This is a genomic window from Methylobacterium sp. J-059, from assembly GCF_022829485.1.
Taxonomy (GTDB): domain Bacteria; phylum Pseudomonadota; class Alphaproteobacteria; order Rhizobiales; family Beijerinckiaceae; genus Methylobacterium.
Map to the genome: position 1 here is coordinate 1 of NZ_JAKSYA010000126.1, position 326 is coordinate 326.

Annotated in this window: 1 protein-coding gene and 1 pseudogene; one reads left to right on the forward strand and one right to left on the reverse strand. The window is 63.8% G+C overall.

All coding sequences use genetic code 11. The features are described 5' to 3' along the window. Positions 1–203: hypothetical protein (locus MKK55_RS17915; protein WP_243936889.1), on the reverse strand; the 203-nt coding region annotated here is incomplete at its 3' end. A gap of 27 nt (positions 204–230) precedes the next feature. Between MKK55_RS17915 and MKK55_RS17920 the strand changes: the two are divergent. Next, positions 231–326, forward strand: a pseudogene (locus MKK55_RS17920) (GlsB/YeaQ/YmgE family stress response membrane protein); the annotation flags it as partial.

Genomic DNA, 326 nt, shown 5'->3' on the forward strand with positions numbered 1-326 from the left:
ACCTGCTTCGGCGTGTGGCGCAGCTGAGTGTCGTACACGTGCGCGGCGGCGTTGTTCAAGAGCAGCTGACGCTGCTGGTTGCGTAGTCCGGCGGTGTCGCCCGCAATGGAGTCGAGCGCCTGAATCGAGCGCTTGGCCTGGGCGATCTGGGCGTCGTACTGTCTGGCGTCCCCGGCAGCCACCTGATCAGGTCGGTTGGTCATCGAGCCCTTAGGAAGTGGAACTGGACCATGTCGCTCCTCGCCTGGATCTTGCTCGGCCTGATCGCTGGCTTCATCGGCAGCAAGATCGTCAACAACACCGGCCAGGGGCTCGTCGTCGACATC